The following is a 19,064-nucleotide window of genomic DNA, read 5'->3' as shown; positions in this document are numbered from 1 at the left end:
AAGCGAGAGAACAATGAAAACAATTTTTCCTGCAATAGCTGTACTATTTTTATCCATGACGGCTAGTGCGCACAACGGTGAAGATCCAGCCGCAGAAGTAGTAAAAAAGCGATCCTATGTACTCCAGTATCAGAAGGAATACCCAGCTGCGACAAGTCAAGAAGAGCGAATTCGTAACATCAAGAAGCAAGTGTCTACGCTACAAAGTACAATTTTATTACTGAGAAATTCGCTGGTTAAAGAGAATCGGTCAGTTCGTTCTGATTTAAGTAAGTATGATTTAGACTATTTGGTAGCAATAAAGAACAGTCTGAAAGACATGCAAAAGTTACTTAAGCAACTAGAAGCAGCGGTAGACAGTTGATCCACTATATTCCATGGCCACTAGCCGCTCGCATTCATTCTGCCGTTATTGCAGGAGTGACTCCTAGGATTAAAACCTAAGTGTGTATCGCTTGATTTAAGTCAAAACTTGCAGTACACTGGGTATATGCTGCAATTGCTCAATATAAGGGAAAGTTTATGTTTCGTTCGATAGGCATAGTGTTGGTTATTTGGGGGTTGATTGCTCAGCCACTAATGGCTGCTATGCCTGCACCAATGACGGACGATAGCTCCCATTCCCTTATCATGGCGGATTCTAGTATAGCGGCCTCTGCCATGGCTCATCATGGGAATCAAGAAGAACCATCGAAAGCTCCTTGCCACGAAAATACCACTGACACTGCTTCCTCCGAATCCTGCGACAATTGCGATATCGATTGCATGAATGGAATATGCGCCTCGTCCTGTGTGATCAGTGGGGCAGCTGCATTCCAGAAATCATCAATTAATCTCGATCTGTTTAGCAGTACCCTACGGGCTGCTTCCTCTGGAGCACGTGCCTACGGGCTCCCCTCTCGTATTTTCCATCCTCCAAAACACACCTGATTTTCCGATAGGCGTCACTGCGCCTGTTATTTCGGAATTCCTAAACATTGACCTATTGACCTAGGTGTTACACCCAGGTTGTACGATCAATTCCTTGACCGGGTGCGTCTAATTTCAGCACTCGGAAAGTAACTGGAAAGTATTTGCGATACCGCTAGTTGGTTGCGCATACACATCAAGATGAAGGGTGTTATGAAAACGGTAACTGAAATCGCCAGACGATTTAACGTCAGTGCTGACACGATCCGGCACTACACCAAGCTGGGTTTGCTTTCACCGGAGCGGGATACGGCCAATGGCTATCGGCGCTATGGAATACAGCAAGAGAGGCGTTTGCGTTTTCTGTTGTCGGCCAAAAGGCTGGGTTTTAGCTTGAAAGATATTCGAGAAATCCTGGATATGGCGGCGTCCGGCGATACCCCTTGTCCAATAGTTCGAAAGCTGATCGACCAGAGATTAGAGGCCATACGCGAAGAGATGCGCGATGCGCAGAAGCTGATGGCGCGTATGGAGTCGGCTTCGAGTGATTGGCGTGATTTACCTGATCGTGTTCCATCAGGGGAGAGTATTTGTCACCTAATCGAAACCTGGGATAGCGCCAACAGTTTTGGCGATCATGCTATCTCCACAGCGGACTAGAGCGATGCAACCAACCGATATTCACGTATTAGATAAAGCCAATGGCCTGCAGGAGACCGAATATCTCCGGATTCACGGCGCGTCCTGTGCTAGCTGTGTGAGCAAGATTGAAGGCGCGCTACACAAGGTTGACGGCGTTAAAGAGGCGGTGATGAACCTGGCACAGAGCACGGTTTCTGTTACAGGTCATGCTACAGCCGAAGCGATGATTAATGCAATTAGGGCTGCTGGTTATGATGCGGAAAGCATCACCGATAGCTCGGATCAGAGTGTGCTCGATGAAAAGGAAAAAGCCGACGAGGCATATCACAAGCGCTTGATGCGGGAAATGTGGATTGCGCTATCCCTTGGTGTGCCATTGATGATCTACAGCCTGGTTGTCGGAGAGATGACCGTTACCACAACGATGGAACGAGCGGTGTGGTTGATTGTTGGTCTTTTGACATTTGGCGTGATGTTTTTCGCAGGCAGGCATTTCTATATCGGTGCCTGGAAGTCTTTTGCCAATCACAGCGCCAACATGGATACCTTGATTGCCTTGGGTACGGGCACCGCATGGATCTACTCCATGTTTGTCGTGTTCTTTCCCTCGCTGGTGCCGGAAATGGCGCGGCACGTCTATTTTGAAGCGACAGCCATGATTATCGGCTTGATCAACCTTGGCCTAGCGCTGGAAATTAAAGCGCGTGGTAGGACATCGGAAGCAATAAAGCGCTTAATTGGATTGCAGCCAAAAACGGCTAGGGTTGTGCGCAATGGTGAAGAGGTGGACATTGCCATCGAACGGGTGCAACTCGGTGATCACGTTAGAGTGCGTCCCGGCGAGAAAATATCGGTTGATGGCATTGTTTCGGACGGCCTGACAGCGGTAGATGAATCCATGCTGACCGGTGAACCCATGCCCGTAGAAAAGGCAACAGGTGATGAAGTGGTTGCCGGTACGATCAATAAGAGTGGTTCGATTCTCTTTAAAGCCACGCGGGTGGGTAAAGACACCGCGCTGGCGCAGATCATAGACATGGTAAAACGGGCGCAAAATTCAAAGCCGCCTATTGGCCGTTTAGCCGATGTTATTTCCGCGTACTTTGTCCCTGTCGTGATGATTATTGCTGTGATCAGCGCATTGGTTTGGCTGAATTTCGGCCCTGATCCCCGAGTAGCTTTTGCGATTGTGTCAGCAACGACCGTACTCATTATTGCCTGCCCCTGTGCGCTGGGCCTGGCTACCCCTATGTCAGTAATGGTTGGCGTAGGCAAGGCTGCCGAGGCTGGCGTGCTGATCCGTAATGGCGAAGCGTTGCAGACCGCATCGAAAGTCACGGCCATGATTTTGGATAAAACAGGGACCATCACACTAGGTCAACCTGCCGTCACTGATATTGAGCTGGTACACGAAAACAACGAGAGTAAGGTTCTGCGGTTGGCAGCCAGCCTGGAAGCAGGATCTGAACATCCGTTGGCTTTATCGATTATCGAGTCGGCAAAGAGTCGAGGTCTTGAGCTCGAGCCTGTTGAACAGTTTCACTCAGTTACCGGTCATGGTGTCGAGGGTATTGTCGATGGTCATGCCTTATTGTTTGGTAATGAAAAACTGATGCGTGATAGGGGAGTCGATATTGAGCAATACCTTCCAAGCGCACAGCGTATGGCATCGCTTGCACAAACGCCAATGTATCTAGCGGTTGATGATCAGCTAGCCGCGATTATCGCCGTATCTGACCCCATTAAAGAGGACTCCATTGAAGCAATAAAACGTCTTCAGAAAAATGGTGTGCGCGTTGTCATGCTGACAGGTGACAACCGGGCTACCGCAAAAGCAGTCGCAGAAAAAGTCGGTATTACCGAGTATTTTGCCGAAGTTCTGCCCGATCAAAAATCTGACAAGGTCGCTGAATTGCAGGGACAAGGCGAGATCGTAGGCATGACCGGCGACGGTATTAACGACGCCCCAGCCTTGGCCTTGGCGAACGTCGGTTTTGCCATTGGCACGGGTACGGATGTCGCCATTGAAAGTGCAGATATTACCTTGATGCGGGGTTCCCTGCATGGCTTGGCTGATGCCATTGCGGTCAGTAAGGCGACGCTCAGCAATATCAAGCAAAACCTATTGGGAGCCTTTATCTATAACGTAGCCGGTGTGCCGGTCGCGGCTGGTGTGCTGTATCCGTTCCTGGGATTGCTGCTAAGTCCAGTCATTGCAGGTGCAGCGATGGCCTTTTCATCGCTGACTGTGGTGACCAATGCAAATCGTCTGCGCTTATTTACAGCGCAGAAGCATTAGGGAGAAACCGACATGATGATCATTAACCTGTTGGGCCTGCTACTGATCGCACTGATTGTTTGGTGGTTTTGGGTTTATAAGCCGCAGGCAGTTTCAGTGGATAAAAACACCGTGACCGTCGTGGTAGATAACGGTACCTATGAGCCTTCAAGAATTCGATTAGTGGCAGGCCAGGACACGACGCTACGCTTCCTCCGCAAAGATGCATCGCCTTGTGCGGCGACCGTGGTTTTTGCAGATTTCGATATCAGTGAAGAGTTGCCATTAAATAAACCCAAAGACATCAGCCTGCCGCCCCTGGCATCAGGTGAATACTCTTTCACTTGCCAAATGCAAATGTATCGAGGCGCGCTGATTGTTAACGAGAACGGAGATTAAGGCCATGGCACAAAAACAATCATTCTGGTTTAGCTCCAATGGTTTGGCAGCCCTGACCTTAATCGGTGCCGTCAGCTATTTCCTGTTTATGGAGCATCGTGAACACCTGTTTCAGTTTTTGCCTTTTCTGATTTTGTTGCTGTGCCCGCTGATGCACATCTTTATGCATAGAGGCCATGGTCATGGGGGACACGGTGGGCATGGAGAAGATAACGCCCGAAATGGGCAAAACGATCTTGGTTATCAAAAGGGTTATGAAGATGGCCTTCGTGATCGCGAAGAACAAGAGAAAAACCAATAGGTTTGGTTGAGGAGCAGCGTCATGCATGAGCACGAATCATACGGTTTATGGGTCTTGGTGATTCTGAATTCGGCAATATTTATCTTCTTTGCATTCAGTTTCACCAAGCCAAAGACTCAGCGGGACTGGCGTAGTCTTGGGGCATTTTCCGCGTTTATTGTCGCCTTGTTTACGGAAATGTATGGCTTCCCGCTCACCATTTACTTCCTGTCCGGTTGGTTGGCTGAGAAATATCCCGGTGTTGATTTTCTGGCCCATGAAAACGGCCACCTGCTGCATACGCTCTTCGGTTTTGAGGGCAACGCACATTTTGATCCGTTACATATCGCCAGCAATGTGCTAATCGTGTTGGGGTTCTTCCTATTGGCGTCTGCCTGGAGCGTTTTACACAAGGCACAGCAGGCTGGTGCACTCGCGACGTCGGGATGGTATGCACGCATGCGCCATCCTCAATACGTCGCTTTTGTCCTGATTATGTTTGGCTTTTTGTTGCAATGGCCAACCATTCCCACGCTGGTCATGTTTCCCATTTTGTTGGTGGTGTATCTCCGGCTTTCAAAAGCGGAAGAGCGTCAGGCAATCGAGCAGTTTGGTGATCAGTACATTCACTACAGGAATAACACTCCAGCGTTTATTCCCAAATTAGGGCCAATACAGGAGGGAAATATTTATGAACAGTAAGCAGGAACACAAACTCGGTGTAAATGAAAACTCGCTAATGATACGGCATCTGCGATTAGAAGGTGCCGTAGAGGAAAACCACCAACTGATCGTACAAGAAATTGATCATCTGTTGGGTGTCGATGCTGTCTCGATAAACGCATCAGAAAGTTTACTCAATGTGGCCTATGACGCCACTAAACGGCAGTTGGATGAAATTGAGGAAATTGTCAGGAAGCACGAGTGCGACATTGCTCATGACTGGTGGACGCATTTTAAAGAGGGCTATTACAAATTTGTCGATCAGAACGTGAAAGACAACGCCAGTCATGAACCATGGAGTTGCCACAAGCGACCACCCGGTAGGTAAATCTAACCTAACAACGGAGACAAGATATGAACATCAATAGAGTAGCAAAAACTATCGTATTCGCTGTCGTCGCTTCCAGTTTTTCAACGGCGGCATTAGCTGAACCCTCGGTTGAAGAGTTGGCCGAGCGCTTGGAGCGTATGCAACAGGAAATGGATCAGCTTAAACAGCAGCTTAAGAATAGTGCGACTAAAGAAGAAGTCCAGGTCATCAAAAAGGATGTCGCTACCGCTGGTGAATGGCTACAGCCCGATACGTTGATCCACATGGCTGGCTATGCCGATGTGGGCTACACCGATTCGGAATCGGAAGATGGTAGCTTTAATGTTGGCACCTTCGCACCCATTTTTCACTTTCAGTATCGCGATTTGGTAATGCTTGAATCAGAACTGGAGTTTGAAGTAGGGGATGATGGTGAGACGGAGACTAATCTTGAATACCTGACCATCGACTGGTTTATCAATGACTATATGGTCTTAGTGGGCGGGAAGTTCTTAAGTCCTATTGGCCAATTTCGGCAAAACCTACACCCTTCCTGGATCAATAAACTGCCTTCGGCACCACCTGGGTTCGGCCATGATGGTGCCGCCCCGGTCTCTGATGTAGGTTTCCAGTTGCGTGGCGGGTTTCCAATTGGCGCGATTAGGACTAACTACGCTGTTTATATCAGCAATGGCCCGGAATTAATCGCCGAATTCGAGGATGGTGAATTCGAACTGGATGGCGTTGAGGCAGAGGGATTTGGCTCTGATGGCGACGGTGAGAAAGTTGTGGGCGGACGCCTCGGTATTATTCCCTTTTCGGGGTTTGAGCTAGGTCTGTCGGCGGCAAGCGGTAAAGCAACGGTGACTTCAATTGAAGATGGTGACAGTAGTGCGCTGAGTGACGAAGGTGCACGTGATTATGACGTAATCGGAGCGGATTTTAGCTGGCAATACAAAGCGTTCAATCTACGCGGTGAGTATGTTGAGACGGAAGTTGGTGCTGATACCGGTAGCGGTACCGCCGCATCAGAAGGCGCGACTTGGGAGACTTGGTACACCCAGGGAGCCTATCGATTCAATCAATCCAAATGGGAATTAGTCGCCCGCTATACGGATTTCGACTCGCCCCATAACAGCCAAGACCAACAGCAATGGGCTATAGGGACCAACTATCTCTTTACCAATAACTTTATCGGTAAGCTCAGTTACGAATTCAACGATGGGCAGGCAGGCAGTGATGCCGATCAGGATAGATTCCTATTTCAAATGGCTTATGGCTTCTAATTGAGGAGAACTGTAATGACTAATTTAATCTGGAAAAGTGTTAGTACCTTAAGCAAGAGAACGGCTTTGTTGTTACTCACAGCATTGGCAATACAGCCACTGTATGCACTTGATTATCCGGAAGAAGGGGATTTTGCCCAGGGTAGTAAGGCATGGTCCGAAAACTGTGCGCGTTGCCATAACATGCGTAGTCCCTCTGACCTTCGCGATGATCAGTGGGTCACAAGCGTGTTTCATATGAGAGTGAGAGCAGGACTTACTGGGCAGGAGGCACGCGATATGCTGACTTTTTTACAAGGCTCAAATGCCAGAGTGGAAAATGTCGATCTGGGTCAAGTTGAGTCCACGACAACTGATACAGCCAGTATCTCAGGAAAGCAGGTTTATGAAAGCAATTGCCTGGCCTGCCACGGTGCGAACGGCAAAGGCAGCATACCAGGCGTACCAGACTTTAACGCAAAAAATGGCCGTCTATCGAAAAGTGATAGTGAACTACTCAGCAATATCATCACTGGTATTCAAAGTCCGGGTGGTTCAATGCCAATGCCGCCGCGAGGTGGAAATAGTCAGCTCTCGGATGCTGACCTGAATGCAGCATTGAAGTATATCAAAGCATCATTTTCAGAATAGCATTGAGCGCGACTAGGTACGTGCTTAATCAATTTTTATTAAAGGAGTACTTAAAATGTTAAACAGAATGATGAAGGTAACTTTTCTGGTGGTTTTTGTAGGGCTTTTAACCGCCTGTGCTGGCAGTCAGTTTTATCACGAAAACATTATGAGGGGTCAGGTGGTCGGCATCGATAATGACGAAGTCGTTGTCTGCATAGGTAGTGAGGATGGCGCTGAAACGGGGCAAGAACTCCAGGTATACCGTTATGTTTGGGAAGGCGCTGTTGAGGAAGGTGATGATGACTATCGAGTTGATTATGTTGGCACCTTACAGATCAAGTCCGTAGTTAATGACCATTTTGCACGGGCAATAAGCACGAAGGGCAATGTTAAGAAGCACGACATTGTAGAACTTAAAAAATGATGAAAAAGAAGCGAGACCACAGAGGCATGTTTTCATTCTCTACTCCCAAACAGTTTGTATCTGCTTGGGGGCTCGCGCTTGAGGATGAATCACTATGAAACGACATATTAGTTTCTATTCGAGGGTAGCGATCTGCCTGTTGACGCAATTCGCGCGAGTAACAATCCATAGGCGTTGGCTTTTCTTAAGTGCAGTCGCTCTAGGTGCCGCGAATATTACTGTATACGCCAGCGAATATAGCAGCGCTCCGGTATTGACCGCGGGTTCTGCGGTTGAAGTCGCAATCCGGGACAACCCTAACCTTGCTGAAATGCAAGCAAGGTATGAAGCGTTGGCCGAAGTCCCTTCACAGGTGGGTACCTTGCCGGACCCGATGGTTAATTTCAATGCGATGAACTTCCCTACTGATACCTACGAAAGGGATCAGGAAGCGATGACACAGCTCCAAGTGGGCTTCAGTCAGGTCTTTCCTTTTCCAGGAAAGTTGAGCTTAAAGGAAGAGGCCGCCGAGTACGATGCGCGGGCGGCGGGGCATTCTGTCGATGAGTTGCGTTTGCAGCTTATAAAGAATGTGAAGAGCAAATGGTGGCAGCTCTACTATATGGATCGTGCCCTAGAGACAGTGGACAGCAATCAAGCTTTGTTGCGTCAGTTTATTACCGTCGCTAAAACCAAATACGAAACCGGTAAGGGCTTACAACAAGATGTTTTGCTTTCGCAGCTGGAACTCTCCCGATTAATGGATCAGGAAATTCAGCTAGAAGCCATACGGCGCAATCAGGCCATACAGCTCAATATCTTGATGGACAGACCTGCTAACGATCCTATAACGCTGCCGGATACGGTTTCTAAAATGATGCCAAATCTTGTTGATGAGAGTGAGCTTTACCAGAAGGCGGCGTCCGTGCGACCACGCTTGAAACAAATGGAAACGCAGATTGATGCAGCGAAATCCCGTCTCGATCTGGCCAAGCGCGATTATTATCCTGATTTTAAACTGGGTGTGACCTACGGTGATCGAACCGGAGACAATCCATTACCCCGAGGTGGAGCACGTTCAGATTTTCTTTCTGTCATGGTGGGAGTAAAAATCCCGCTCTACGCTGGCCGGAAACAATCCAAGGCAGTTTCTCAGAAAAGTTTGGAGCTACAGAAAAACCGCTACGCACTGCTCGATGAAAAAGGCTTGGTGACAGCGGCAATTTCATCCGCCGTTACAGATTACCACCGGGCAAAGAAACAATATTCGCTCTTTGGTAGCGGCATTGTTCCGCAAGCTCAACAAACGGTTCAATCAATGTTGGCAGGTTATCAGGTCAGTGAAGTGGACTTCCTGAACTTGGTGCGAAGCCAGATGACACTTTTTAATTACGAGCTGCAATACTGGAAGGCGTTAAGCGATGCAAAGCAAGCATTAGCCCGCCTAGAGGCCGCCGTTGGCGAGGAAACTGTTTATGAATAAATCTACCCTTTTAATCGCCGTACTGATGCTAGGTATTGGGATCGGCACTGGTTACTGGTTGTCCGGTAATAGCAGCTCGACAGTGGCAGTAACAGAGCAGGATAAAAAGCCTTTGTTTTACCGCGACCCGATGAACCCGAGCATTACATCGCCGGTACCAGCAAAAGACTCCATGGGTATGGATTACATACCTGTCTATGCGGATGAAGATAAACCATCGTCCGAACGAAAAATCCTTTTCTATCGGAACCCAATGAATCCATCAGTGACTTCGCCTGTACCGGCTAAGGATTCGATGGGAATGGATTATGTGCCGGTTTACGCCGACAACGAAGCCAGTGAAGTTGCAGGTACAGTGAAGATCGACCCGGTAGTGGTTCAGAATATTGGTGTTCGTACGGCCATAGCTAAGCAAGAGGCAATCAGCCGAACCATTCGTGCTGTTGGTCGAGTGGATTTTGATGAGGAGAGTATGGCGCGCTTCCATCCCAAGGTTGAAGGATGGATTGAAGAAATTCGTGTTGATAAGACGGGGCAGAATGTGGCTAAGGACGATATTTTGCTAAGCATCTACTCGCCTAAGTTGGTTTCGACTCAGCAGGAATATTTATTGGCACTCAATAACCTGTCTGCTTTGAGTAAAAGCCAATTTGATGAAATCAGGCAAGGTGCAGAGGATCTGGTAAGGAGTTCTCGCGAACGTTTGGAATTGCTGGACGTGCCTGAGCATCAGATTCAAGAGCTAGAACAAACCCGAAAAATTAAGAAAAGTTTGCATATACATTCACCGGTAGCCGGTACGGTTATTCGTATTGGCTCCCGCCAAGGGCAATATGTTACGCCAAAAACCGAGTTGTACATGATGGTTGACCTTAGCCAGGTATGGGTTTACGCCGATGTCTATGAATACGAATTACCTTGGGTCAAGCTTGGCGATGAAGTCGAGATGACCTTGGCATCCGTGCCCGGTAAAACCTTTAAAGGCTCTCTGGACTATATCTACCCCTATGCGGAATCGAAAACACGGACCACGAAAGTACGTTTGGTGTTTGACAATCGTGAACTGTTACTACGCCCGGATATGTTTGCGGAGGTCAGCATTCAATCCGATACGCTGAATAACGCCGTCATCGTACCCGCTGAATCGGTTATTCGCTCCGGTAGCAGGACGCAAGTTTTTGTTGTCAGAGGCCCCGGTAAATTCGAACCGAGAACCGTTAAGTTGGGTATTGAGTCCAGTGGCCAGGTTGCTGTACTGGAAGGTGTCGCGGCGGGCGAGGAGGTCGTGACCTCCGCCCAGTTCCTGGTAGATTCTGAATCAAAATTGCGGGAAGCGACGGCCAAAATGATGGACGCGTTAAACAGCTCTAAAGGTATTTCTGAAGATGATTCGAGGAGCGTGGAAAGTCACAAGGGGATGGTTCACGGCAGTGAGGAGATGACTGATCACTCCCAGATGGAGATGGACGGTCACACCGATATGGAAATGAGTGAGCAGATAGATGGCTCAGGGCATGGAGTGCATGACCATGATTAATGCCATTATCAATGCCTCCTTGCGCGATCGTTTTATGGTGCTGATCGCGACTGTCATTATTGCGCTAGTCGGCTTGTTTGCTTATAAAAACGCCCCGCTGGACGCAATACCGGATTTATCGGATGTACAGGTCATTATCTTTACCGAATATCCCGGCCAGTCGCCACAAGTAGTAGAGGACCAGGTTACATACCCGCTAACCACGTCGATGTTGGCGGTACCTCGTACCAAAGTGGTTAGGGGATACTCCTTCTTTGGTCTTTCCTTCGTGTACATCATTTTTGAAGATGGCACCGATATGTACTGGGCACGTTCTCGGGTGCTGGAATCCATTAACTATGTCAGTGGCCGATTACCGCAAGGCATTACGCCGACGTTAGGGCCAGATGCAACAGGTGTTGGTTGGGTCTACGAATATGCACTGGTGGATAAAACGGGTAAACATGACTTAGCCCAACTCCGCTCTTTGCAGGATTGGTATTTACGTTACCCGTTGCAGACCGTAGAGGGTGTTTCAGAAGTCGCCTCAGTGGGAGGCTACGTTAAACAATATCAGGTAGAAGTCGATCCCAATGCCTTGTTGCGTTACAACATCCCGCTAAACAAAATTAAGATGGCCATCAAAATGTCCAACAAGGATGTGGGTGGGCGTCTGGTTGAGATGGCGGAAACCGAATATATGGTTCGGGGCCTGGGTTACATACAGTCGATTGATGATCTCAACAGTATTCCAGTAGCTGTTGATGCGAACGGTACGCCCATACGCCTACAGGATGTGGCGCATGTTCAAATTGGCCCTGAGCTGCGTCGAGGTCTCGTAGATTTGAATGGCGAGGGCGAGGTTGCCGGTGGTGTGGTGATTATGCGCTTCGGCGAAAATGCTCTGGCTACTATCCAAGCGGTGCGTGCTAAATTAGAGGAATTGAAAGCCGGTTTACCAGACGGTGTAGAGATTGTCCCAGTCTATGATCGTGGTGACTTGATCGAGCGTGCAGTAAAAAGCCTGAACACCTCACTGATGCAGGAACTGATAATCGTCAGTTTAGTGGTTATCCTGTTTCTGCTACATGCGCGCTCGGCTTTCGTGGCGATCATTACGCTGCCATTGGGTATTTTGATGGCTTTTATCGTCATGCGCCTCCAGGGGCTCAACGCCAATATTATGTCCTTGGGTGGTATTGCTATTACCATCGGCACCATGGTCGATGGGGCTATTGTGATGGTTGAGAATGCGCATAGTCGGTTAGCCGAAGCCAGTGAAAAAAAGGCAAGTGAAGGAAAAGGCAGTGAACTGACACTGGATGAGCGCTGGAAGACGATTGGCGCGTCCTGTCATGAAGTCGGCCCGGCCCTGTTTTTCTCTCTGTTGGTCATTACAGTTTCGTTTTTACCGATTTTTACTATGCAGGCCCAGGAAGGTCGGCTATTCAGCCCGCTGGCCTTTACCGCTACTTATGCCATGGCCGCTTCGGCAATTTTGGCCATTACCTTGGTACCAGTGATGATGGGCTATCTCCTGCGAGGGAAAATCATTGCTGAACACAAGAATCCGATTAATCGGGCACTACATGCGTTGCATAAACCTGCGTTGACGCTGGCGATGCGGTGGAGAAGCATTACTTTAATTGTGGCTGTAGGCTTGTTGGCAGTGACCTACTATCCCTATTCCAAGCTGGGTAGCGAGTTTATGCCACCGTTGGATGAGGGCGATATTTTGTATATGCCGACGACTTTCCCTGGTATCTCCATTACCAAAGCCAAGGAGTTGTTGCAGCAAACCGACAAAATATTATCGACGTTCCCTGAAGTGCATCATGTGTTCGGCAAAGTAGGGCGCGCAGAATCTGCAACGGACTCGGCACCTTTGGCCATGATAGAAACTACGGTCCGATTAAAACCGAAGGACGAATGGCCAGACCCAAAAAAATCAACCAAAGACTTGATGAATGAAATGGATAAGGCGATTCAATTCCCAGGATTGGCTAACGCCTGGACAATGCCGATCAAAACTCGAATCGATATGTTATCGACGGGTATTAAAACACCTATTGGTATCAAAGTTTCCGGCCCCGATCTGAATGTCTTACAACAGGTTTCTCAGGATATTGAGCAAGCCATGAAAACACTGCCGGAGACTACTTCGGCCTTTGGTGACAGGGCAGTTGGGGGCTATTACCTAGACTTCAACATTAATCGGGAAAGCGCAGCGCGCTACGGGCTAACTGTTGGAGCGGTTCAGGATATTATCCAAAGTGCCATTGGTGGTATGAATATCACCGAAACTGTCGAGGGACTTGAGCGGTATCCAGTCAATCTACGCTACCCGCGTGAGTTGCGCGATGATCTGGAAACCCTCAAGCGTGTATTAATACCCACGCCTACGGGAACACAAATTCCCCTGGCGATGGTGGCGGATATTGATTATCAGCGTGGACCGCCCGTTATTAAAAGCGAAGATGCGCGGCCTAACGCCTGGATTTATGTCGATATCTCTACTTCGGACATTGGAGGTTATGTTGCCAAAGCTAAGCAGGTGTTGAATGAACAAGTTACGGTTCCAGCGGGATACACTATTACCTGGTCCGGCCAGTTCGAATATATGGAACGTGCTGCTGAGCGCCTGAGCATTGTGGCACCAGCAACGCTGCTCATTATTTTCCTGCTCCTGTACTTCAATTTCCGAAACATCACCGAGCCATTAGTTGTGATGATGTCGATTCCGTTCGGTCTCGTAGGCGGAATCTGGCTTATCTATATCAATGATTACAATATGTCGGTGGCTGTTGCTGTTGGCTTTATTGCGTTGGCAGGGATGGCGGCAGAAATTGGTGTTCTGGTCTTAAGCTTTATTGATGTCGAGATCGCCAAACGACGCGCCGAGTCGAGGCAGTTGCTATCGCTAGAGGAAATAAAGGATGCGGTACTGTCGGCAACGTCAAAGCGGGTACGACCTGTGGCGATGACGGCCATATCCACGATGGCTGGACTGATTCCTATCATGCTAAGTAGCGGCACTGGCTCCGATGTTACGCACCGTATTGCCGCACCGATGTTAGGCGGGATGCTGACGGTTATGATACTGAATCTTTTGGTACTGCCTGTGATTTATAGCCTCATTCTACAGTACCAAGAGAAGCGCCGAGAGCTACCTGCGAATGCCGATTTTCAGGTGTTAACTGAAAAAGGAGACACTGCATGATATTTGCAATTGTGTTGGCTTTCAGTCTGGTTGCGGTCACCTTTACATTTCATTACCGAGTATTGCTTTGGCTTGGGTTGAATACGCCAAAGATGAATTTGCCAACACAAACGCAGGTGTTAGTTATTGTCGTCGTGCTTTTCCTGACGCATATCGTTGAGATTGCTTTCTACGCAATAACCTACAGCTGGTCTGTATCTTCGCTTAAATTGGGTATGTTTCAAGGGGCACCAGTGGGTGATGCAATGAGTTACTTATATTACTCAGGGGTTATCTACACAACACTGGGCTTGGGAGATATACAGCCCCAAGGGCACATTCGCTTTATAACCGCCATGGAGGCACTGAATGGTTTTCTATTAATCACCTGGTCTGCGTCGTTTACGTTTCTTGCAATGGGTCGTTTATGGCCATGGGATAACGCGTGTACTGGTCGAATGGATGAGCCCCGAAAGAACACCGGTTAGTCTCGACACATTGGGAGTCAACGAATGAAGAGGTGGATATGATCAACAGGAATAAATTTGCGGTGGCAAGCGGACTATGTGCGGGGCTATTGTGGGTGATATGTAGCATTCTTGTAGCCCTTTTTCCTCATTACATGCTGCTAATGACAACGCATATGATTCACGTCGATATAACGCAGATGGGATGGACGTTGACATGGTCTGGGTTTCTGGTCGGGTTAATCGGTTGGATGATCCTTGCCGGTGTTGCAGGAGCGTTACTGGCAGTTATCTATAACCAGATGGTTGGCAGTGAAGCTAGTTAGGCTAATTTTTTGGGTATGCTGAAGAGCAATTATTTTGAGCGGTACTGCTAATGGTTGAAAAGAAGGGATATTTTCAGCCAGGCTTTGCGTCGACAATTGAAACTGTCTCAGAGCTGGGAGCACTGGCTGAGAAATTGACATTTCTGATCCGCAGCAAACTGTGGGTGCAGATTGTTGTATGCATGGTCTTGGGTGTCGGCATTGGTTTATTGGTGTCTCCGGAAGGGGCGGCCTTGGTGTCTGATCAAACAGCTGAACTTATTACTGGGTGGCTTGTTTTGCCTGGACATTTGTTTTTGGCGCTGATTCAGATGATTATGCTTCCGCTTGTCGTATCGTCAATTGTGCTTGGTATAGCAGGCGCTGAAGATCTGACCAAACTTCGCAAAATGGGGTTGCGAATTGCTCCCTATTTCGTAGCTACAACAACTGTAGCTGTCCTAATTGGTGTAGTGCTCGCGACGTTCGTTGAACCAGGGCAGTACATCGATCCAAATATGCTCTCTGCAGCACTCGCCGATACAGGACCTGTGAAGGTGAGTGAAAATCAGGAAGTACTGACACTTCATGACCGTATAGTCGGTCTAATACCGGCTAATCCATTGAGTGCGGCGCTTGAAGAAAGCATGTTGCAAATCGTCGTGTTTGCGATCCTTACGGGGGTTGCGCTAGCCTCTATTACCCAGGATCGGGCTAAACCCTTACTCGATATTTCCAAATCCGTACAAGAATTGTCAATGAAGATTGTTAGTTGGGCGATGGTGATCGCTCCCCTGGCGGTACTGGGATTGTTGGCGCAAATCATTATGCAAGTCGGCATTGACGCGCTCATGGGAATGTCGGTGTATGTGGGTACTGTTCTACTTGGCTTAGGGATGCTGCTTGGGTTTTACCTGACAGTTGTATTGATTGTGGCGGGTGTAAGCCCTTCAACGTTTTTGTCTAGGGTAAGAGAAGTCCAATTGCTGGCATTTTCAACATCCAGCTCGGCTGCGGTGATGCCTCTGTCCATCAAAACGGCGGAAGAAAAGCTTGGTGTGCAATCCTCAACTGCCGATTTTATCGTGCCGTTAGGCGCGACGATTAATATGGATGGCACCGCGCTTTATCAAGTTGTCGCTGCCGTGTTTCTCACGCAAGTATTTGGGGTTGAGCTTTCTTCGGGAGAGCTTCTATTGCTAATCACAACAACCATTGGTGCCTCAATTGGTTCGCCTAGCACACCAGGTGTTGGTATCGTCATTCTTGCTACGATACTGACAAATATCGGCGTACCAGCAAGCGGCATAGCTTTGATAATTGGGGTTGACCGAATCCTTGATATGTCGCGCACTGCAATAAACGTAACCGGGGATTTAACAGCCTGTGTGGTGATGGATAAATGGCTTCCATCCAAACCTATTGATCGGGAGGTGGTGTGAATTGAATATGCATTTATTATTTCTGCTGTATTCGAGCAACAATATGATTGTCGATAGGCACCAGCGTTGTTCTCTGTATGCCCTTATTGTTCATTGGGGTCTTCAAATAGTGCGTCGATAATCGGGCACTGATCCAAGGTATAAGAGTGTCCTTTGCACTGTTCAGCCATCGTAACCAATGCTTGATGAAGCCTTTGCAAATCATCTATCTTGCGTTGCACCTCTTCTGATTGCGCCAGGGTAAGGGCTTTCACTTCGCCACAGGTGTGATTTGGCTCGTCGACGAACTGCAACAAGTCACGGACCTGCGCCACGCTAAAGCCCAGGTCCCGGCTGCGGCGGATGAAAATCAGTCGTTTCAATTCTGGCCGGTGATATACCCGATGCCCGCCTTCCGTGCGCTGCGGTGTTGGCATCAGACCGATTTTCTCATAGTAGCGCACTGTTTCGACCTTACACTGGCCCGCGCGGGCCAGATCTCCGACTCCGAAGGGTGCCTTGGCTGAACGTTCTTGCATATAAATCACATGAACCTGTAGTTACTACAGATTTTATACTAGCACTAATGGCTCAAAATGATAGAGGTATGCCGATGACAACCATGCTTGAATCTGAGCTTATGTGCCCTGAATGTGGCCACAAAACAGTGGAAATTATGCCGGAAGATGCCTGCATGTATTTCTTTCAATGTCCCCAGTGTTCTGTGGTATTGAAGCCTGTGGCGGGCGACTGCTGCGTATTTTGTTCTTATGGCAGTATTCCCTGTCCACCGGTCCAGAAGACCAATGAATCCAGCGAAAAAACAGGATGTTGTCGATGAATAGGGAATCTGGCGAGGGCTCCAAAAAAGCGTTGGGGTGGTTGGCTCTCTTTGCTTCCACCGGAACCTTGCTTTGCTGCGCGCTACCTATCCTATTGGTCAGCATTGGTATGGGAGCAGTCGTCGCGTCTTTAACTAGCCAATTTCCCGTGTTGGTCACGTTGGCATCCTATGAGTCGTGGATGTTTGGTGGTTCAGCCCTGATTTTGGGGGTTGCTGCATGGGTGCTCTGGAAAAGCCCTGTTAGTTGCCCTGCTGATCCAGTTTTGGCTGACCGCTGCAAGAGAGCGCAGATCTGGAATCGCCGCATTTTTTTTCTGGCTTTGGTGGTGTGGTCGGTAGGATTTACTGCTGCCTTTTTGTTATTGCCCCTCAGGAACCTGTTGGGCATTTAGGGAGGTTAAGATGAAAACCATAACCTTATTGATACTGTTAGTGGGCATCGCATTTCCCGCCACAGTATTTTCGGAGACCTTGGAAATTGATATCAACGGTATGACGTGTGCGTTCTGCGTCGACAGCTTGCAACGTAAATTGGGCAAGTTACCTGAAATTGCCCAGGTAGATGTTAGCTTAAAAAACAAAAAGGTTAGGGTCGATACTGGTGATAAAAAGGCCGATATTGATGCAATCAAACAGGCAATCATTGATTCAGGTTTTACGCCGGTCAAGGTTCATGTCAAATAGATGGGCGATTTTACTGTGGATCGGTTTGCTTGAGCTGTGTTTTCAGTCGAGCGCGTTGGGTATGGGGTTGCGCTCTTTCGTGGCGCTACCGGTAGAGAAGGGCGGTACGGTCTTACGTGGTATTGTTAGTCACGACAATGAAACCAATATTAACCAGCTAACAGCCAACTTGGCCTATGGTATCGATCACAAAAAGACGCTGTTATTTGGTGTTCCTTATCGCCTGTCATCCGGTGATGATAAACAGCTAGGTGATTTTAGCCTGCTATACCGGCAGATTGTTTCTCAGGGGGATGACCCTAAAGGCACGCGTCGTATAGGGCTATTGGGTGGTGCAGTGATTCCAACTGATAGTTCACGGGATGGGGCGTTTCAAGCTGGTGCAGTAGCTACTTGGTTTCGGGATAAGAACGAATGGGATATTGATGCTCTATATCAGCGAGGTACCGGTGATCGACGGGATTCAGCACGCTATGATCTATCCTGGCAGCATCGATTGATGCCAGCGGTGTATCCAGAGTGGGGGATTCAGTCAGAGTTGTATGGAGTCGTTGAGCTGGGTGGCCGCTGGCAAAAGGGGGCTTCGATGGTTCACCAATTCACCTTGGGCCTGCAGTGGACACAAGGGCGCTGGGTACTAGAGGGAGGCGTTATTCAGGACCTGAATGGTCCGGATGCTACCGGTTTCTTGCTCAGCATACGGTTTCATTGAGATAAAGAGTTTACTGATTATGCAAATTGTTGCATTTTGAGCCTGCTGTATATCGTTAGGTTGATTACCTATCATTACCCGACGATCACGGGAATTACTCCTGTTTGTATCCCCAGTGTATCCCAAGGCTTTATCTAGGATCTGGAGTAGGAAATAATCCGTTGCGTTTATGTGAAGGGGAAGATGGTACCAGAGGCCGGACTCGAACCGGCACACCCGTGAAGGCGGGGGATTTTGACATTAACCTACCATCTTTCGATGCTAGCCAGACTATATCATCACCCTAATATACTTAGGGGCTGGACGCTGTTTCACTTGGGTTCTAATCCAAGCTACTTCCTGTTATTAAGCCATCTCGCAACAGCTCAGGTAGTCGTTGAACCTTCCGTCTCAGACGGCTTGGCTGCTGATTGTCGTATCTATTTCTAGACTTAGAGTTTCCAGCAATTCATCCAGTTTTTCTCACTCGCGATTGCTCACGAGGGGGACTCAGTTTTTTAAAGACACTGGCTTTCGCTTATCCCCTGTGTCTACCAATTTCACCACTCTGGCACTAAATACATTTATTGTCTGCCGACAGTCCTTTTTTAT

General features: G+C 48.4%; 21 protein-coding genes. 20 read left to right on the top strand and 1 reads right to left on the bottom strand.

Features of this window, described 5'->3' with window-relative positions; all coding sequences use genetic code 11:
- Positions 1-55: 55 nt before the first annotated feature.
- The 16 genes from CYCPU_RS0106475 (at position 56) to CYCPU_RS0106390 (ending at position 16,254) form a co-directional block, all read left to right on the top strand.
- Positions 56-364 (top strand): hypothetical protein, encoded by a 309-nt coding sequence (locus tag CYCPU_RS0106475; RefSeq protein ID WP_232228600.1) that lies wholly within the window; start codon positions 56-58, stop codon positions 362-364.
- 758 nt (positions 365-1,122) lie between these two features.
- Positions 1,123-1,569, top strand: coding sequence for a MerR family transcriptional regulator (locus tag CYCPU_RS0106465; RefSeq protein WP_020162256.1), 447 nt, complete (start codon positions 1,123-1,125; stop codon positions 1,567-1,569).
- Positions 1,570-1,573: 4 nt separating this feature from the next.
- Positions 1,574-3,850, top strand: coding sequence for a heavy metal translocating P-type ATPase (locus tag CYCPU_RS0106460; protein ID WP_020162255.1), 2,277 nt, complete (start codon positions 1,574-1,576; stop codon positions 3,848-3,850).
- Positions 3,851-3,862: 12 nt separating this feature from the next.
- Complete coding sequence (locus tag CYCPU_RS0106455; protein WP_015006091.1) at positions 3,863-4,228, top strand: cupredoxin domain-containing protein; 366 nt, start codon at positions 3,863-3,865, stop codon at positions 4,226-4,228.
- A 4-nt stretch (positions 4,229-4,232) separates the two neighbouring features.
- Complete coding sequence (locus CYCPU_RS0106450; protein ID WP_015006090.1) at positions 4,233-4,529, top strand: DUF2933 domain-containing protein; 297 nt, start codon at positions 4,233-4,235, stop codon at positions 4,527-4,529.
- A 21-nt stretch (positions 4,530-4,550) separates the two neighbouring features.
- The gene (locus CYCPU_RS0106445) at positions 4,551-5,210 is read left to right on the top strand and encodes a methyltransferase family protein (RefSeq protein ID WP_020162254.1); all 660 of its coding nucleotides are present in this window, start codon (positions 4,551-4,553) and stop codon (positions 5,208-5,210) included.
- Positions 5,200-5,559 carry a hypothetical protein gene (locus CYCPU_RS0106440; protein ID WP_020162253.1) on the top strand — a complete coding sequence of 120 codons (360 nt, stop codon included), beginning with the start codon at positions 5,200-5,202 and terminating at the stop codon, positions 5,557-5,559. The genes CYCPU_RS0106445 and CYCPU_RS0106440 overlap by 11 nt, the downstream gene beginning before the upstream one ends.
- Positions 5,560-5,585: 26 nt before the next feature.
- On the top strand, positions 5,586-6,827 hold the full coding sequence (locus tag CYCPU_RS0106435) for a putative porin (RefSeq protein WP_020162252.1): 1,242 nt from the start codon (positions 5,586-5,588) through the stop codon (positions 6,825-6,827).
- 15 nt (positions 6,828-6,842) lie between these two features.
- Positions 6,843-7,457 carry a cytochrome c5 family protein gene (locus CYCPU_RS0106430; RefSeq protein ID WP_020162251.1) on the top strand — a complete coding sequence of 205 codons (615 nt, stop codon included), beginning with the start codon at positions 6,843-6,845 and terminating at the stop codon, positions 7,455-7,457.
- Positions 7,458-7,512: 55 nt separating this feature from the next.
- Entirely contained in the window at positions 7,513-7,863 is a 351-nt protein-coding gene (locus tag CYCPU_RS0106425; protein WP_015006086.1) for a hypothetical protein, read from the top strand.
- Between the two features lie 94 nt (positions 7,864-7,957).
- Positions 7,958-9,325, top strand: coding sequence for a TolC family protein (locus tag CYCPU_RS0106415; protein ID WP_020162249.1), 1,368 nt, complete (start codon positions 7,958-7,960; stop codon positions 9,323-9,325).
- Positions 9,318-10,862, top strand: a complete 1,545-nt coding sequence (locus tag CYCPU_RS0106410; protein WP_020162248.1) for an efflux RND transporter periplasmic adaptor subunit — start codon at positions 9,318-9,320, stop codon at positions 10,860-10,862. Before CYCPU_RS0106415 ends, CYCPU_RS0106410 begins: the two co-directional genes overlap by 8 nt.
- Entirely contained in the window at positions 10,855-14,061 is a 3,207-nt protein-coding gene (locus CYCPU_RS0106405) for an efflux RND transporter permease subunit (RefSeq protein WP_033422344.1), read from the top strand. The genes CYCPU_RS0106410 and CYCPU_RS0106405 overlap by 8 nt, the downstream gene beginning before the upstream one ends.
- Positions 14,058-14,528, top strand: coding sequence for an ion channel (locus CYCPU_RS0106400; protein WP_020162246.1), 471 nt, complete (start codon positions 14,058-14,060; stop codon positions 14,526-14,528). The genes CYCPU_RS0106405 and CYCPU_RS0106400 overlap by 4 nt, the downstream gene beginning before the upstream one ends.
- A gap of 38 nt (positions 14,529-14,566) precedes the next feature.
- The gene (locus CYCPU_RS12110) at positions 14,567-14,833 is read left to right on the top strand and encodes a DUF5676 family membrane protein (RefSeq protein ID WP_020162245.1); all 267 of its coding nucleotides are present in this window, start codon (positions 14,567-14,569) and stop codon (positions 14,831-14,833) included.
- Positions 14,834-14,883: 50 nt separating this feature from the next.
- Positions 14,884-16,254: a dicarboxylate/amino acid:cation symporter gene (locus CYCPU_RS0106390; RefSeq protein WP_020162244.1), complete on the top strand. Its 1,371-nt coding sequence runs from the start codon at positions 14,884-14,886 to the stop codon at positions 16,252-16,254.
- An 83-nt stretch (positions 16,255-16,337) separates the two neighbouring features.
- On the opposite strand, the gene CYCPU_RS0106385 is transcribed toward CYCPU_RS0106390, so the two are convergent.
- On the bottom strand, positions 16,338-16,772 hold the full coding sequence (locus CYCPU_RS0106385) for a MerR family transcriptional regulator (RefSeq protein ID WP_020162243.1): 435 nt from the start codon (positions 16,770-16,772) through the stop codon (positions 16,338-16,340).
- Positions 16,773-16,819: 47 nt separating this feature from the next.
- On the opposite strand from CYCPU_RS0106385, the gene CYCPU_RS12150 reads away from it, so the two are divergent.
- From CYCPU_RS12150 to CYCPU_RS0106370, 4 genes are read left to right on the top strand one after another with little or no spacing between them, the layout of a single operon-like run.
- Entirely contained in the window at positions 16,820-17,074 is a 255-nt protein-coding gene (locus tag CYCPU_RS12150; RefSeq protein ID WP_456297524.1) for a GDCCVxC domain-containing (seleno)protein, read from the top strand.
- A complete protein-coding gene (locus CYCPU_RS0106380; protein WP_015006078.1) occupies positions 17,071-17,469 on the top strand; it encodes a hypothetical protein in 399 nt (132 codons plus the stop codon). Before CYCPU_RS12150 ends, CYCPU_RS0106380 begins: the two co-directional genes overlap by 4 nt.
- Positions 17,470-17,479: 10 nt before the next feature.
- Positions 17,480-17,761 carry a heavy-metal-associated domain-containing protein gene (locus CYCPU_RS0106375; RefSeq protein ID WP_015006077.1) on the top strand — a complete coding sequence of 94 codons (282 nt, stop codon included), beginning with the start codon at positions 17,480-17,482 and terminating at the stop codon, positions 17,759-17,761.
- Positions 17,751-18,473, top strand: coding sequence for a hypothetical protein (locus CYCPU_RS0106370; RefSeq protein WP_020162242.1), 723 nt, complete (start codon positions 17,751-17,753; stop codon positions 18,471-18,473). The genes CYCPU_RS0106375 and CYCPU_RS0106370 overlap by 11 nt, the downstream gene beginning before the upstream one ends.
- Positions 18,474-19,064 lie beyond the last annotated feature (591 nt).

Source organism: Cycloclasticus pugetii PS-1 (genome assembly GCF_000384415.1).
Lineage (GTDB): Bacteria > Pseudomonadota > Gammaproteobacteria > Methylococcales > Cycloclasticaceae > Cycloclasticus > Cycloclasticus pugetii.
The sequence above is the reverse complement of the archived record's forward strand: the minus strand, read 5'-3'. Positions and strand labels throughout refer to the sequence as shown.

Coding starts and splice junctions, on each gene's coding strand:
- CYCPU_RS0106455 (WP_015006091.1), top strand. CDS start 3,863: ATGATGATCATTAACCTGTTGGGCCTGCTACTGATCGCACTGATTGTT.
- CYCPU_RS0106385 (WP_020162243.1), bottom strand. CDS start 16,772: ATGCAAGAACGTTCAGCCAAGGCACCCTTCGGAGTCGGAGATCTGGCC.
- CYCPU_RS0106415 (WP_020162249.1), top strand. CDS start 7,958: ATGAAACGACATATTAGTTTCTATTCGAGGGTAGCGATCTGCCTGTTG.
- CYCPU_RS0106475 (WP_232228600.1), top strand. CDS start 56: ATGACGGCTAGTGCGCACAACGGTGAAGATCCAGCCGCAGAAGTAGTA.
- CYCPU_RS0106405 (WP_033422344.1), top strand. CDS start 10,855: ATGATTAATGCCATTATCAATGCCTCCTTGCGCGATCGTTTTATGGTG.
- CYCPU_RS0106445 (WP_020162254.1), top strand. CDS start 4,551: ATGCATGAGCACGAATCATACGGTTTATGGGTCTTGGTGATTCTGAAT.
- CYCPU_RS0106375 (WP_015006077.1), top strand. CDS start 17,480: ATGAAAACCATAACCTTATTGATACTGTTAGTGGGCATCGCATTTCCC.
- CYCPU_RS0106435 (WP_020162252.1), top strand. CDS start 5,586: ATGAACATCAATAGAGTAGCAAAAACTATCGTATTCGCTGTCGTCGCT.
- CYCPU_RS0106465 (WP_020162256.1), top strand. CDS start 1,123: ATGAAAACGGTAACTGAAATCGCCAGACGATTTAACGTCAGTGCTGAC.
- CYCPU_RS0106430 (WP_020162251.1), top strand. CDS start 6,843: ATGACTAATTTAATCTGGAAAAGTGTTAGTACCTTAAGCAAGAGAACG.
- CYCPU_RS0106390 (WP_020162244.1), top strand. CDS start 14,884: ATGGTTGAAAAGAAGGGATATTTTCAGCCAGGCTTTGCGTCGACAATT.
- CYCPU_RS0106450 (WP_015006090.1), top strand. CDS start 4,233: ATGGCACAAAAACAATCATTCTGGTTTAGCTCCAATGGTTTGGCAGCC.
- CYCPU_RS12150 (WP_456297524.1), top strand. CDS start 16,820: ATGGCTCAAAATGATAGAGGTATGCCGATGACAACCATGCTTGAATCT.
- CYCPU_RS0106400 (WP_020162246.1), top strand. CDS start 14,058: ATGATATTTGCAATTGTGTTGGCTTTCAGTCTGGTTGCGGTCACCTTT.
- CYCPU_RS0106425 (WP_015006086.1), top strand. CDS start 7,513: ATGTTAAACAGAATGATGAAGGTAACTTTTCTGGTGGTTTTTGTAGGG.
- CYCPU_RS0106370 (WP_020162242.1), top strand. CDS start 17,751: ATGTCAAATAGATGGGCGATTTTACTGTGGATCGGTTTGCTTGAGCTG.
- CYCPU_RS0106440 (WP_020162253.1), top strand. CDS start 5,200: ATGAACAGTAAGCAGGAACACAAACTCGGTGTAAATGAAAACTCGCTA.
- CYCPU_RS0106380 (WP_015006078.1), top strand. CDS start 17,071: ATGAATAGGGAATCTGGCGAGGGCTCCAAAAAAGCGTTGGGGTGGTTG.
- CYCPU_RS0106410 (WP_020162248.1), top strand. CDS start 9,318: ATGAATAAATCTACCCTTTTAATCGCCGTACTGATGCTAGGTATTGGG.
- CYCPU_RS12110 (WP_020162245.1), top strand. CDS start 14,567: ATGATCAACAGGAATAAATTTGCGGTGGCAAGCGGACTATGTGCGGGG.
- CYCPU_RS0106460 (WP_020162255.1), top strand. CDS start 1,574: ATGCAACCAACCGATATTCACGTATTAGATAAAGCCAATGGCCTGCAG.